Annotated in this window: 11 protein-coding genes; 3 read left to right on the forward strand and 8 right to left on the reverse strand. The window is 63.2% G+C overall.

Annotated elements, in window-relative coordinates; translation table 11 throughout:
* Positions 1-120: 120 nt before the first annotated feature.
* From glyS to ACYQ00_RS00710, 8 genes are all read right to left on the reverse strand, one after another.
* Positions 121-2,196 carry a glycine--tRNA ligase subunit beta gene (gene glyS, locus ACYQ00_RS00675; RefSeq protein ID WP_460030306.1) on the reverse strand — a complete coding sequence of 692 codons (2,076 nt, stop codon included), beginning with the start codon at positions 2,194-2,196 and terminating at the stop codon, positions 121-123.
* 20 nt (positions 2,197-2,216) lie between these two features.
* Entirely contained in the window at positions 2,217-3,086 is an 870-nt protein-coding gene (gene glyQ, locus ACYQ00_RS00680; RefSeq protein ID WP_460030307.1) for a glycine--tRNA ligase subunit alpha, read from the reverse strand.
* Positions 3,087-3,116: 30 nt separating this feature from the next.
* A complete protein-coding gene (gene recO / locus ACYQ00_RS00685) occupies positions 3,117-3,941 on the reverse strand; it encodes a DNA repair protein RecO (RefSeq protein WP_460030308.1) in 825 nt (274 codons plus the stop codon).
* Between the two features lie 16 nt (positions 3,942-3,957).
* Positions 3,958-4,974, reverse strand: coding sequence for a RodZ domain-containing protein (locus ACYQ00_RS00690; RefSeq protein WP_460030309.1), 1,017 nt, complete (start codon positions 4,972-4,974; stop codon positions 3,958-3,960).
* A gap of 105 nt (positions 4,975-5,079) precedes the next feature.
* Complete coding sequence (locus ACYQ00_RS00695) at positions 5,080-6,093, reverse strand: peptidylprolyl isomerase (protein WP_460030310.1); 1,014 nt, start codon at positions 6,091-6,093, stop codon at positions 5,080-5,082.
* Between the two features lie 49 nt (positions 6,094-6,142).
* Positions 6,143-7,330, reverse strand: a complete 1,188-nt coding sequence (locus ACYQ00_RS00700; protein ID WP_460030311.1) for a SurA N-terminal domain-containing protein — start codon at positions 7,328-7,330, stop codon at positions 6,143-6,145.
* 120 nt (positions 7,331-7,450) lie between these two features.
* Positions 7,451-11,038, reverse strand: a complete 3,588-nt coding sequence (mfd, locus tag ACYQ00_RS00705; RefSeq protein ID WP_460030312.1) for a transcription-repair coupling factor — start codon at positions 11,036-11,038, stop codon at positions 7,451-7,453.
* A gap of 244 nt (positions 11,039-11,282) precedes the next feature.
* Positions 11,283-11,759: a chemotaxis protein CheW gene (locus ACYQ00_RS00710; protein ID WP_460030313.1), complete on the reverse strand. Its 477-nt coding sequence runs from the start codon at positions 11,757-11,759 to the stop codon at positions 11,283-11,285.
* A gap of 343 nt (positions 11,760-12,102) precedes the next feature.
* Here ACYQ00_RS00710 and ACYQ00_RS00715 point away from each other — a divergent pair, with 343 nt between their 5' ends.
* The 3 genes from ACYQ00_RS00715 to ACYQ00_RS00725 all read left to right on the forward strand — a co-directional run bounded on the left by ACYQ00_RS00715 (position 12,103) and on the right by ACYQ00_RS00725 (position 14,180).
* A complete protein-coding gene (locus ACYQ00_RS00715; protein WP_460030314.1) occupies positions 12,103-12,339 on the forward strand; it encodes a hypothetical protein in 237 nt (78 codons plus the stop codon).
* A 44-nt stretch (positions 12,340-12,383) separates the two neighbouring features.
* Positions 12,384-12,728, forward strand: coding sequence for a DUF309 domain-containing protein (locus ACYQ00_RS00720; RefSeq protein WP_460030315.1), 345 nt, complete (start codon positions 12,384-12,386; stop codon positions 12,726-12,728).
* A gap of 615 nt (positions 12,729-13,343) precedes the next feature.
* Positions 13,344-14,180: a hypothetical protein gene (locus ACYQ00_RS00725; RefSeq protein ID WP_460030316.1), complete on the forward strand. Its 837-nt coding sequence runs from the start codon at positions 13,344-13,346 to the stop codon at positions 14,178-14,180.
* The last annotated feature ends 23 nt before the right edge of the window (positions 14,181-14,203 follow it).

A 14,203-nucleotide genomic window follows, 5' to 3' on the forward strand; every position in this document is an offset into this window, starting at 1 on the left:
CATGCTACTCCCGAAAAACCCGCCTTCGCGAGCTCTGAATACAGAATCCTTTTTGCCCCACCCGCACCTCATAAGAAGGAGGGATGACGTGAGGGGGAGCAGCGTCCCCCTCACCCTTTCCTAGACTTGCAGTGCGCCAAAGTCGGCCACGCGGCCGAGCATGGCCACCAGGGCGGCCAGCAGGGCCAGACGATTGGCGCGCAGGGCGACGTCTTCCACGTTAACCATCACGTGATCAAAGAAGGCGTCCACGGCAGGACGCAGTTCCCGCAGCAGGCCCAGCAGGGCCGGATAGTCCTCGGTGTCCCAGAGGGCGTCGAAGCGGGGGGCGACTTCCTGCAGGGCCGCGGCCAGCGCCTTTTCCTCCTCCTGCTGCAGGAGGGCCGGATCAAAGGCCGCATCCACGGGCCCGCTCTTGGCGATGATGTTGGCGGCGCGCTTGAAGGTGAGCACGGCCTGGTTAAAGTCGGCTTCCTGGCGGAAGTTCTGCAAGGCGTCCACACGATCCTTCAGGCAACGCAGATCGTCGAAGCCGGCGCCAAGGGCCGCTTCCACCACCAGGGTGTCCGCCCCCTGGCCGATGAACATCTGCCGCAGCCGCTCACGGAGGAACTCCATCAGATCCTTGATGATGTCCGCCGGTTCGCGGGTCCAGGCCTGTCCGGTGTAGCACTGCAGGGCCTGGGCGGCCAGCTCGCCCAGGGGCAGACGAAACGCATGCTCAATGCAGATGCGGCATACGCCCAGGGCGGCGCGGCGCAGGGCAAAGGGATCCTGCGCGCCGGTGGGAATCTTGCCCAGGGCGAAGCAGCCGGCCAGGGTGTCCATGCGATCGGCCAGGGCCAACACGGCCCCGGCGGTGCCGGAGGGCACGGGGGTATCCGGCCCGGCGGGCAGATACTGCTCGGCAATGGCTTGGCACACGGCGGCATCCTCACCGAACTCGGCAGCATAAATACCGCCCATTACGCCCTGCAACTCCGCGAATTCACCAACCATTTCCGAAACCAGATCGGCCTTGGCAAAGCGGGCGGCCGTGGCCGTGATGGTCTTGAGGGAGGGATCCACCTGCCCGGCAATAAACCCGCAAAGGGCCTCGATGCGCCGGCACTTGTCGGCCATGGAGCCCAGCCCCTTCAGGAACGTGACCTTTTCCAGCTTCTCGCTCCAGAGTTCCAGGGAGCTGTTGAGGTCAGTATTCCAGAAGAACATGGCATCGGAAAGCCGGGCCTTGAGCACACGCTCCCAGCCGGCGCGGACCTTGCCAAGCTCCTTGGGTTCCAGGTTCAGCACGCAGAGGAAGTGCGGCAGCAGCTCGCCGGTGGGTGTTTCCACGCCAAAGCTCTTCTGGTGGGTCTCCATGCTGGTCAGGAGCACATCCCGGGGGAGCTGCAGGAAGGCGGGATCGAAGTTGCCCAGCAGCGCCTTGGGGTGCTCCACCAGGCCGGAGACCTCATCCAGAAGCCGCTCCCGCCAGACAACCCTGCCGCCCGCCGCCGCGGCCTGAGTGTCGCCCTCGTTCCGGACAATTTCCTTACGGCGTGCGGGCTCCAAGACCACCTTGCCCTGCTCGGACAGGATGCGGAGATACTCCCCAGCCGCCGGAACCTCCCAGGGGCCCATGCCATGGACGCGATGGCCGCGGGTCTGGCGGCCGGAGCTGAGACCGGCCGCCTCAAACGGCACAACCTGCGCATCCAGCAGAGCCAGCAGCCAGCGCACGGGGCGGCCAAAGGTAAAGTCGCCATCGCCCCAGCGCATTTTCTTTTGAAAGTGGAATGATTCAAGAGCAGTGGCGCACAACTGGGGCAACACGTCAAGGGTGGGCTTGCCGCCCACGGTTTTCTGCACGGCCAGATAGTCGCCCTTGTCCGTGGGCACCACCATGCACTGCTCGAACTCCACCCCCTGTGACTTGGCAAAGCCCAGGCCGGCCTTGGTGGGCGCACCGGTGCCGTCCAGGGCCACCTTGACCGGCGGCCCCATCACAGTTTCGTCACGCAGGGGCTGCGAATCGGCCAGATCCTGAATCAGGATGGCGGCGCGGCGGGGGGTGGCGTGGCAGGTCAACGCACCGTGGGCCAACTCGGCCTCGGCCAGGGCGGCGCTGAAGTACTGCGTCAGCTGTTCCACAATCCCTGGCAGAAAGCGCGACGGCATCTCCTCAAACCCGATTTCAAGCACAAAGCAGGACATATTCGTGATCCTTCACAGTCTTAGGCGTTGAGGAGGGGCCAGCCCATGGCTTCGCGCTGGTCGGCATAGAGCCGGGCCACACCCGAGGCCAGAGCCCGGACGCGGGCGATGTAGCCGGCGCGCTCGGTGATGGAGATGACACCGCGGGCCTGGAGCATGTTGAAGGCATGCGAGCATTTGAGACAATAATCGTAGGCCGGCCAGGGGAGCTTCTTTTCCACCAGGGATTTGCTCTCCGCCTCGAACATGTCGAAGAGCTGGCGGAGCATGTCCGCATTGCTGGCTTCAAAATTATAGCGGCTCATCTCCACTTCGTTCTGGTGATGGACCTGGCCGTAGGTGACCTTGTCGTTCCAGGTCAGGTCGTACACGGATTCCTTTTCCTGGAGATACATGCAAATACGCTCAAGGCCGTACGTGATTTCGGCGCAGACGGGCTTGCAGTCAATGCCCCCGGCCTGCTGAAAGTAAGTGAACTGGGTGATTTCCATGCCATTGCACCAGACTTCCCAGCCCAGGCCCCAGGCGCCCAGGGTCGGGGATTCCCAGTCGTCTTCCACAAAGCGCAGGTCGTGCTCTTCCTGGCGAATGCCAAGGGCGGCCATGCTTTCCAGATACAATTCAAGGACATTGGGCGGAGATGGCTTCAGGATGACCTGGAACTGATAGTAATGCTGGAGGCGGTTGGGGTTCTCGCCGTAACGGCCGTCAGCCGGGCGGCGGGAAGGCTCCACATGGCAGACATTCCAGGGTTCCGGCCCCAGGGAGCGCAGGAAGGTGGCAGGATTGAAAGTGCCCGCGCCCACTTCCACGTCAAAAGGCTGCTGCAGGATGCAGCCGCGGGAGGTCCAGAACTGCTGAAGGGTAAGGATAACATCCTGAAAATGCATGCCAATCTCCTTGAAAGGGAAAAAAAGCCGTCAGCTCCGGCGGTATCCGAAGCGGTCCCAGTGCACGCCGGTATGCATGACCACGTACCGGTCCGCGGCGCGGGCTGCGGCGGAAAGCGCATCAACGGTAAAGAGTTCGATGGAGGATGTGGATTCCAAAGCGGCCTGGGATCCCGGTGGCTGGTCGGGGGGCGTCGACGCATTGCGGATGCCCCAGCGGGCGGGCGGCGCCACGGCCGCCTGGCACAGTACCTCCCAGGCCGGGCGGGCCAGCCAGTGGCTGGCCTCGGCCCCGCGGGTCCAGCCGCAGCGGATGCAGAAGGCGCGGCCGTCGCGCAGGGAAAGACGGATGCTCTCCTCGCCCTCATGCAGGGAACAACCACAGCCCTGGCAGGAGTCCAGACCCAGCTGGTAGCCCTGCTCCAGGGTCATGCGCCAGCGGAACAGCGCCGGGAACACGCGGGGCAGAGTGGCACACTGCTCAAAGGCCTCCAGCGTCTGCGCGGCAAGGGCAAAGGCGGCGGCGGCGTTTTCCGAGCCAGGGGCCAGGGCTTCCATGAACTTGAGGCAGTTCATCATCATCCCCAGGCGAAAGGAGTCCCGACGCAGGCGGCGCGGGGCAGCGATGAGCCCGGTTTCCATCAGGCTCAGGTAGCGGCCGCCCTTTTCTTTTTTGAGCCGCAGGCTCAGCATGTTCAGGGGGTCCAGGCAGCCGCAGAACCGCCGCCGGCTTTTCATGCCGCCAAAGGCAAAGGCCGTGAAGACGCCCTGGGTCGGGGAATAGGCCTTGACCCAGCAGTCGGCCTCCTTGAACCGGCCCACCCGCAGCACGAGCGCCTGATCGGTGTACTCCATGGCTCGCCTGCCCGCGTCAGTTGCCGGGCGGGAACGTGAGGGTCTTGACCACCCCTTTCTCGAAGCTGGTGGGGAACTCCTTGCCATTGTAGACAAAGCTCACGCCGCCGGCATTGCCCAGCCGCAGGGTCACGGTCTCGTGGAAGCGAATCACTGCGTACTGGTTGGGATAGAGGTAGAAATCCTTGGCCGTTTCCAGATCCAGCGTCAGGCCCACCCAGCACTGATCCTTGGCCCTGACGATCAGGGTCTTGCCTGTACCGGCCGGGGATTTGAGCTCCACCGAGGGTTTTTCGGATCCCAGATCCCCCAGGGCGTTGGTGGCATTCACGGCCGCCAGCGGGCTGGAGGCATTTGTGCCAGTTGCAGTGCCAGGGGTGGCGTTGACACCGGCTGCAGTGCTGTTGTTGGCCAGGGGGGCGCCAGGCGCAGCCGAAGCCTGCGGTGCATCCGACGTGTTGGATTCCTGCAGTCCCGCTGCAGCGCTTCCTTGCGCGTTTTGGGCCTGCAGCGCCTCTTCGGCCGACTCGGCGACTTCAGGCTGATCCTCCTCAAGCTTCGCCGCAGGCATCGGGCTCGTGACATTGGAAGCGCCGAGGGCCTGGGTGGAATTCTCCTCGCGCGGCAGAAGCGAGCCGCTGTCCAGGGCCGGTTCCTCTTCCAGGGAATACCAGATGAGCCCGCCCAGGGCGAGCAGGAGCAACAGCAGGACAAGAATGATGGATTTGACGCGCTTGGCGCTGGGCAAGGGCACGCTGTAGGGCTGGACATTCTGCAGGGAACGCACCGGCTTGACGCGGGGCGGCGCCTCAGCCGGGGCGGAACTGTCCAGCACCCCGTCGAGCCCGGGCAGCAGGTCTTCCATCTCGACATTGAGCACAGCAATGTAGGCTTTGATGAAGCCCTTGATGTAGACCGGATGCGGCAGCTCCTGCAAATCGCCCTGCTCCAGCATTTCCAGGGTACGTCTGCCGAGTTTTGTACGAGCCATGACGTCATCGATGGAGAGACCAAGCTCCATACGACGGCGCATGAGCGCCTGCCCTACGTCCTTGAAATCCGTAAGATCAGGGAGGCTCGGGGCTTGGCTGTCGAAATCGTCGCCGTGTGTCATGTCTCTCTTGCCCGTCTCTCTCGACTACCAGTTGATTTTGATGAGGGCCTTGCTTTTGAGTCTGGCAAGGTACTCAAGCAACAGTTCTTCCGTCTTCATTTTCTTCAGCTGTGCGCGGATGGCATCTCTATCATAGTTCGATGCAGGAATCGAGGGGGAGGTTGCAGGGGAGCCTGCAGCACTGCCCTGGTCGAGCATCTGCACGAAGGCGTAGCCATCACCCAGTCTGAAGGGTTTGGAGATGTCACCGGGCTTCATGTTCTGGGCGGCATTGCGCAGCTCGGGCCCAAGATCCACCAGGGCCAGCACGCCGAGGTCGCCGCCGGATTCCGCCGCCGGGCCCACGGTGTTTTTACGGGCAGCCTCGGCAAAGGAAATTTTGCCGCCGGTCACTTCCTTGTGCAGGCGGGTGGCCGTGGCTTCGTCCCTGAGCATAATCACGGCCAGATGCACCCGCGAGGTGTTCATCTGGGCGGCCGGAGAAGACGCGCTGGAAGGCAGCGCCGAGGCCCGGCCGCCGGAAGCGATGAAATTGTCGATATCCTGATCCGTCACCATGGCCTTGCGGTGCACCATATAGTTGATGAGCTGGTTTTTCAGGATTTCCTGTTTGATCTCATCCATGAGCTGCTGACGCGTCTTGCCTTGCAGGGCCAGTTGGGAGCGCAGTTCTTCTTCCGTGATGCCGCGTTCCTCACGCATGGCCCGGATATGGCTCTCGATATCCGCGGGTTCCACAGTCAGCTTGAGCCGTTCGATTTCGTGGCGGACAAGGATTTCGTTGATGCGCGCCTGCAGCAAGGATTCGCGAACCTGCTGCAGCATGGCCGCCTGTGCCTGCGGGCTGGGTTGTATGGGAAGCTGGTCTTCGATTTGCGCCAGTTTGCCATTGATTTCGCCCAGGGTGATCATCTCACCATTGACGACGGCCACCACCTTGTCCAGCACCTGCTGGGCCGCGGCAGGGGCAGCCAGCAACAGGAAAAACAGCATCAAAGAAAGGGTGCGGTACGCCACGATCGGCTCCTTGTTCCTCAAGCATGTTGCCCGGCGGCAGCGGGAGAGGCTCTGCCTGCCGGGCTTGTGGTCAATTGTGTGTGCCCGAACCGTTCTTCGTCTTGGGGGCGATCACCGGGACTTCGTCCTGCAACTGGTCCGGCTTCATGGCCTCGTCCCCGTCTTCCAAAGTCTCCGAGGGGTCTGACGCCTCTGGCATGACCGTATCAAGGGTGGCGTTTTCGCCGAGATCCATTTCCTCTTCACCCATGGGCAGGCCCTGTTCCTGGATGGTTTCCAGAGAGAGGGAGGCATTGCCCGAGGCGCTTTCCTGTTGGGCTTTGGCCTGCTCGGCCTGCTCCGCCTGTTCCTCAAGGCGTTCACGTTCGCGGGCCTTGGCCAGCAGATGCGCACTGACCTTGATATCCGCCTGACTCACCGCTGCTGCCAGCCAGTCCTGAAAGGCGGTATCCAGCCGCTCCTCAAGCAGCAGCCGTTCCGCATGGGGGGCGCCCTGCCCTGCATCAAGCTTTTTGGCCGGCAGCCGTTCCAGGAGAATCAGACTCTCGAACCCGGCCTGATTGGCACGAACCACCGTGGGGGTCAACAGTGGAGCGGCAGCGAGGTCTTCTACCCAAATCTTGGGCAGCCGGTTTTCCTGCATGGTCATTTCCTGCAGGAACACCTTGGGGAGCACCGCCTGGATGGCGGCGGGCTGCGGATTTTTCACATACGCCAGGGCCGCATCGCGCACCTGGGTTCTGCCCGGGCCGGTCACGTGCACCACGCGCACCTGGGCCGCCTGGATGAATTTTTCCTGATTGGCCTTGTAGTAGGCCATCACTTCCGCAGGATCCAGCCGGACCTCGGCGCGCAGCACCTTGCGCATGAACTTGTCCAGGGCCAGATTGGCCTTGAGCAGCCTGCGCCACACGGCGAGATCAATGTACTCTTCCAGGAGCATGCGTTCGAACTCGCCGGGAGGATAGTCCATGCGAACCAGGGCCTCGGCTTTGTTCAGCTCGTCCTGGGTCACTTCCGCCCCCCGTCGGGCCAATTCCTGCTCGATAACCGTCTGCACCACCATCTGGCCAAGCACCTCGCCGTATTGCTCGCGCAAGGCGCTCACGGTGACGGCGGGTTGCCCGCCCCAGCCGAGGCTGACCAGATCGTATGCAGCTTCCAGTTCCTTGACGGTGATGGGCTGGCCGTTGACTTCGGCCACCACGCCCTCGGGCTTGGTGTCCATGCTGCAGGCGGCCAGCAGCAGGCAGCTCAACAGAAAAAAGGCTCCGCAATACTGTCGGGCACGCCACAGCATTGCGGACGAGCCGGCGGCCCCGATCGCGAGGGGGGAAACGGAAGAAACGAAAGTGCGGGACAAAGGCTGCATCCGGATTCAGGCCTTGAGGGAATAGAGGGCATCGCCAACGAGTTGCAGACGCCGGACCATATCCACGTTTTCGTCAAGGCGCAACTCCAGGGTGGAAGGCGGCAAAAGGCGTGCCTTGCCAGCCTGCTCGGCCACCCAGGCCACGAGCCGCCCGGGGTCGAGGGCTCTGGACTTCTCACCCCAGACGAGTTTGACCTTGCCGGGAAACAAATCCGCCTTGATGACGCCCAGCCGCCCCAGATGCCGCTTGAAGTCCAGAACGGCCAGAAAATTTCTGAGCTCCTCGGGCATGGGGCCGAAGCGGTCGCGGACTTCGGCTTCAAGCTCCTGTCGCACCTCGGCAGCGTGAAGGGAAGTGAACCCTTTGTAATATTTAAGCCGCTCGCGGGCGTCGGGCATGTATTGCTCTGGAATATGCGCCGCAAAGCCAATCTGCAGTTCCGGCTCCACCACCTCTTCCTGCACCGTGCCCCGGAGGCGCGAGACTTCCTGTTCCAGCATTTCCAGGAAAAGATCGAGCCCCACCTTGGCAATGTGCCCGGACTGGCTCTCGCCCAGGATGTTGCCCGCGCCGCGCAGCCGCAAATCCTCCATGGCCACCTGAAATCCCGCGCCCAGGTAGTCCATATCCATGACAATCTGCAACCGCTTGCGGGTCTTTTCCGCCAGCCGGTCTATGGAAGGGGTGACAAAATAGGCGTACGCCTGCCGGTCCGAGCGCCCCACCCGGCCACGCAGCTGATACAGCTGCCCCAGGCCGAAGAGCTGGGCCTGATCCACCACCATGGTATTGGCGCGGGGAAAATCCAGGCCGGACTCCACAATGGACGTGCACACGAGAATGTCCAGCTCGCCATGCCAGAAGGCGTGCATGGTTTCCTCGAGCTGCTTTTCGGCCATCTGCCCATGGGCCATGGCCACCCGCGCGCCAGGCACGAGCTGCTTGACGAAATCGCCCACCTGCTCCAGGCCCTGCACTCGGTTGTAGACCCAGAAGACCTGACCTTCGCGGGAAAGCTCCTGCTCCAGGATGCGTTTGAGCAGCTTGGGATCGCGCTCGATGAGGGCGCTTTCCACGGGCTTGCGTTCGCGCGGCGGAGTCTCAATGACCGAAAGGCTGCGGATGCCCGAGAGGGAGAGCTGCAGCGTGCGGGGAATGGGCGTGGCCGTCAGCGTGAGGGCGTCCACGTTTTTTTTGAATTCCTTCAGCCGTTCCTTGTGCTTGACGCCAAAACGCTGCTCCTCGTCCAGGACAAGCAGGGAGAGGTTGGGGAGTTCGATATCCTTGGAAAGCAGACGGTGGGTGCCAATGAGAATGTCCACCTGGCCGCGGCGGGCCTGCTCCAGGATGGCCTTTTGCTGCCGGGCCGTGACAAAGCGCGAGAGCATGGCCACGTTGATGGGCAGGTCCTTCAACCGGGATTTGAAATTCTGGTAGTGCTGCTCGGCCAACACGGTGGTGGGGCACAGGAGGGCCGACTGGCGGCCTTCCAGGGCTGCGCGCACGGCAGCGCGCATGGCCACTTCCGTCTTGCCGAAGCCGACATCGCCGCAGACCAGACGGTCCATGGGTTCCGGCCTGGCCATGTCGTCCAGCACATCCTGAATGGCCCGGGCCTGATCCGGCGTTTCCTCAAAGCCAAAGGAAGCCTCGAATTCGCGGAACAGTTCGTTCTCCGGCCCGTAGGTGAAGCCCTTGGCCACCTTGCGCCAGGCGTACATCTCCACCAGTTCCCCGGCGATCTGCTCCACGGCCTTGCGGGCCTTCTCCCGCGTGCGGGTCCAGCCCAGGCCGCCCAGCTTGTCCAGGGCCGGCTCGATTTCCTCGGGTCCCTTGAAGCGCTGGACCAGCCCCAGCCGGTCCACGGGCAGGTAGAGCTTGTCGTCCCCGGCGTAGTGCATGAGCAGAAAATCGTTGCCCACGCCGGCCAGATCCAGCCGGATGAGTCCCTGAAAACGGCCGAGGCCGTAATCGCGATGCACCAGGAGATCACCCGGGGTCAATTCCTCATACTGTTTGAGGCCGATGAACTCCTTGCGCGAGACGCCGGGGCGCACGGCCCCGCGGGGCTGGAGCACATCCTCGCCCAGGACGCGCATGCCGTTCCACTGCAACTCCGCACCCTTGGCAAAGGAAGACAACAGCGCAAAGAGCCCGTGTCCCGTGGCGGCGTAGGAAGTGGCCGGGGTCACGCCTTCCTGGGCAGCCAGGGCCAGGAATTTTTTGCGGCCCTGTTCGGACGAGAAACACAAAAGCGTCTGCCGCCGGCTGCGGCCCCATTCCTTGAGTCGCTCCACCAGGGTCTGCCAGGGTCTGTCGCGCAGGCGTTGTTCTTCCAGCTGGCGGGCGTCTTCGGTTTCGGGGAGGTCGGCCCGCTCGGTCCGCTCCAGGCGCATCAGCTCTTCAAAGCTGTCGATGGCCCGTTCCGGAGCCTCGTCCCCCCGCCGTTCCAGGCCCATGACCAGGGACTGGAAGGCCAGGGTCCGCGAGGCCTGCAGGCCCTTGAGCGCCTGTTCCGGCGTGCGCAGGTGCAGGCCACGCCGCCTGGCCAGCAGCACGGGCATGGCCCCTTCCTCGGCCCGCTTTTCCCAGGCCCAGGCCTGCTCCTCCAGCACGGCCGGGAACAGTTCCGGCGAGGCTTGCAGACAGGTGCGGTCCGCGGGCAGCCAGTCCTCGAAGGCGGCCGGCGTTTCGTAAAAAAGGCCGGGCGTCAGCCCTGCGCCGCCATCTTCCAGGGCCACGCGCAGGGCCTTTTCCTCTTCCGTGTCAATGCGTTTCTCCACCCGCAGGGTCCGGAAGCGCGAACGCGCCTCCTGCAGGGCCTGGGCCGTCACGGCGACCGGGCGCACGGGCAGCAGCACCGCTTCCTTGAGCATGGCGTGGGACCGCTGGCTCACCGGGTCGAAGAGACGCATCTCCTCCACCGTGTCCCCGAAGAATTCCAGGCGCAGGGCGTAGTCGTGACCAGGGGTGAAGATGTCCAGAATGTCCCCGCGGCGGGAGAGCTCGCCGGGCCGGGAGACCAGGGTGGACCGCTCATAGCCCCAGGCGATGGCCTGTTCGATGACCAGCTCCGAAGAGAGTTCTTCTCCGGATTTGATGACCAGGTGATTGGCGTCCAGAAAATTACGCGGTGGCCACCAGGGCAGGAAGTTATCCACGGTGCAGACCACCCCCACCCGGCCCTCGTGGGTCTGCAGGGCCCAGAGGGCGGCGATGCGCCGGGCCCAGGCGTCCTTGCGCAAGGCGGCCTGCTCCCGGCTACCGCCCAGGAGAAAGGCCGGCAGCACAATCCAGCGTGCTTTTTGGCGGATGAACTCTTCCTGCGTCTGAAACAGCTGCAACAGCGCCATGGTTTCATGCAGTTCCGCTGCACCGCGGACCACAAGCACGGGCCGCGCACCGGCCAGCAGCAGTTCATGGGCCAGATACGCCCGTGTGGCCGGACCGGTCTTGTACAGGGCGGCCTCGGTCTTGCCGCGACCGGAAAGGGCCCGGATCAGTCGTCCCACCGGGGCGGAGGTGTCGGCAATGGAGGAGACGCCGGAGGAGGAACCGGGAGGAGGACTGGACGGGAAGCTGGGAGACATCATGGTGGTGCATCAGGAAATACAGGGACGCAAAAGAGCCCCGCAACGGCGTGATGCGCCGTCCGGAGGCGAGGACCAGCAACACAAAAAACACCGGAAGGGCCTGCATCGGGCAGCCCTCCTGGTCAAACGGAAACACCGCACCCCTGCCACTGCCACATCGGCGCCACAGGGGAAAACCAAGGGGGGTGAGGCCTGCACGGCCGCCCCCCTTGCTCCACATCCGGCATTCCGCCGCAGAAACAGACTAAATCTTGTTCAAGGCAGATTTCTCTTCTCGGGAGAGCAGGCGGTCCAGATCCAGCAGGATGAGCAGCCGGTCTTCCAGCTTGCCCACGCCGCTGATGTATTCGGACTCCAACCCGGCCACCACCGGCGGCGGCGGTTCCACGGTGCTGGCAGGAATACGCAGCACCTCGGAAACGGAATCCACCACAAAACCAACAATCATATTGTTGATTTCAATGACGATGATCCGGGTGTGCTTGTCGTGCTCCCGGGAGGACAGCCCGAAGCGCTTGCGCAGGTCCAGGATGGGAATCACCTTGCCGCGCAGGTTGATCACGCCTTCCACGAACTCCGGCGCGCGAGGCACTTTGGTGATTTCCATGGTGCGGATGATTTCCTGCACCTTGAGGATGTCCACGCCGAACTCTTCGTCCCCGATGCTGAACGTGACGAGCTGGAGCAGCTCGGCGTCCTGACGCTTGTGTAGCTCTTCCATGAATTGCCCTCTTCGAAAAATCGCGGTTGCCAGCTCCCCTTGGGTGCTGTCATGCCTGCCACGGCAAGGCACACCTCATAACAGGGCGCGGTCATTCCCGGCTTGCCGGGTTGCTGCTGCCGGGTTGCTGCAGCGGCCTCTGACGTCGGGCTCTTGATGCAACCGGTTATACTCACATCCTATCCGAATGGCAACCGCCTGTTGTGTCATGCGTCAACTGGCCAGTTGTTTAAGGGTCTTCCCGCATTGCCGGTTGTCTTCGTCTCAGGCATCGCGTACAACACGAACAACCCGGGGGGCAAGGCCCGACACGATCCCGGAGCTCCCTTTCGCGAGGCTTTCCATGGCTCGATTTTTCCTTTTGGCCGGTGAATATCCTCTGGCCGACCAGCTCAAAACGCTTGCCGACGATGAACTCCTGGATTTCTGGGAAGAAACCCAATATTTGGAACGCTTCCTGGACGAGGAATACACCGTCGAAATCGAGGAATCCCTCGAATACGAGCGTATCATCCTTCAGGAGCTGCAGCTGCGCTCCTGCCAGCGCAGCTTGTGTCTTCCCCAATCCCCCACTGCCTGACCATGTTTTGCCGGCGTTCGCCGGTTCCCGCCTTTGTTGAGGCCGTGGCGGCTTTTAATACCGCAGCATACTGGGATTGCCACAACATCCTTGAGCCGCTCTGGCTGGCCGAGCCATCCCCGGCGCGAGACTTCTATAAAGGACTGATCCAGGTGGCCGGCGGGCTGTACCACGTTGACCGCGGCAACCGGGCCGGGGCGTGCTCCCTGCTGGCCAAGGGGCCGGGCTATCTTGCGCCCTTTGTCCCTGCCTGCCAGGGCCTGGATGTGCAGGACTGCCGGACCCGCGCCGCAGCGGTGCTGGCCTTTGTGCATCGGACACCAGCACCAGGGGCGCTGCCCCGGCTGCCGCCCCGGTTACGGCCCACCTGGCGCTGGTCCGCCCCTTGAGGTCCTGGGATCGCGCTTCAAACAGATTTCACACAATCTTCATGCAAAAACATCCGCAGCTGCGCCCTGTTGCGCCGATCAAGCGGCGCAACATTGATTTCATGAAGTATTATTCACAGTTGACCATCTTTACAAGAAGATCACAACCCAGTAAGAGTGAAGTCAAGAGCAGGACGGCCCTGCTCACCTCCCGGCGCAGTTCCCTCTGGAAAACGCCATCACTGCAACGGAGGGTATTTCTCGTTAACTTTCAACCCCATAGCGGGCTGTTGCGAGCCCTGCATGCGCGGTCGGCAACGCGTCGTCAGGATGCAGCCATACTGATGCATGCCCAGGAATCCTTTGGGATTCCAAGCAGATTCACCCTGGAGCGCCACGCGTCTGCAGGCTTCCTTCCTCAGACGAGGTCCTGGCATCGGACACCGCGCACACCTGGGGTGAATCTTTTTTGTCTTGTGATTGCCCTGCCCTATCCCAGACCACTACGCCCTTTTCCCCCATCCTGCCCCTTGCCAGCAGCCATGGCTGAGAGTACATCGCGCCGAGAAGCTCGTGCCTGCGACGCCCTTGCCCCATCGGCCCGGTTCGTGACACGGCCGTACCCAGGAGAAGCGCATGCGCCCATGGTGTTTTCTTCGGCGACATTTTCGTGGCCTCCCCCGCCGGACTGTCCGCACGAAGCCCGGCCTGCCCGCCACCGCGCCCGTGCACAGCGGGCTGGTGCGGATGATGTGCTCCGCCCTGTGCCTGATCGCCTTGCTTGCGCCCGCCCGGGCCATGTCGCAGCCCGCGCGCGTTCCCGTGCCTCCCGTGGATGATGCAGCACAGGACGCCTCCTTTCAGGCCCTCAAGGCCCAGCTTGTGCCGGCCATGCAGCAGCGCGACCAGCAGTTTCTCTCCCGCCTGGTGGTGGAGAACCGTCCCACCGGCTTCGGCCTCACTCCCATCATGGATTTTTTCACGGCCGACCCCTGCGGCCAGGGTGTTTGGAATGAACTCGCCCGCGCCGTCACCCTGGGCTGCATCACCGATGCCGTGTTGCCCGATGAGGAATCCGAGGGGCCGCGGCCGGAAAAGGTCTATCTCTGTCCGTATCTCATTGCCTCGGACTATCCGGAATCCATGGATTTGTTCGAAACGGTGGTGGCTGTGGACGCAAGCGTCCCCATGCATGCGGAGCCCTCTGCCGACTCGCCAGTGGTGGGCCAGCTGTCCCATGAAGCCGTGGCCGTGAAATCCTCTGTGTTTGGCGAAGCCCCAAACGCCACGGCCGAAGGCTGCGAGCCCCTGCTCTGGCATGAAGTGGAGGTGGCCGGGGTGCATGGATTCGTCAACGCCACGCAAACCCTCTCCCCGGTGGACTGCCGCTTTGTCCTGGCCAAAATGCCCGGCCTGCGCGAAGGCGAAGGGGTGGAGGGCTGGATTCTGCAGGATATCTACTGCGGCGACTGATCCCCGCCCGCTCCATCCCGCCC

The sequence above is a fragment of the Megalodesulfovibrio paquesii genome (assembly GCF_054653055.1).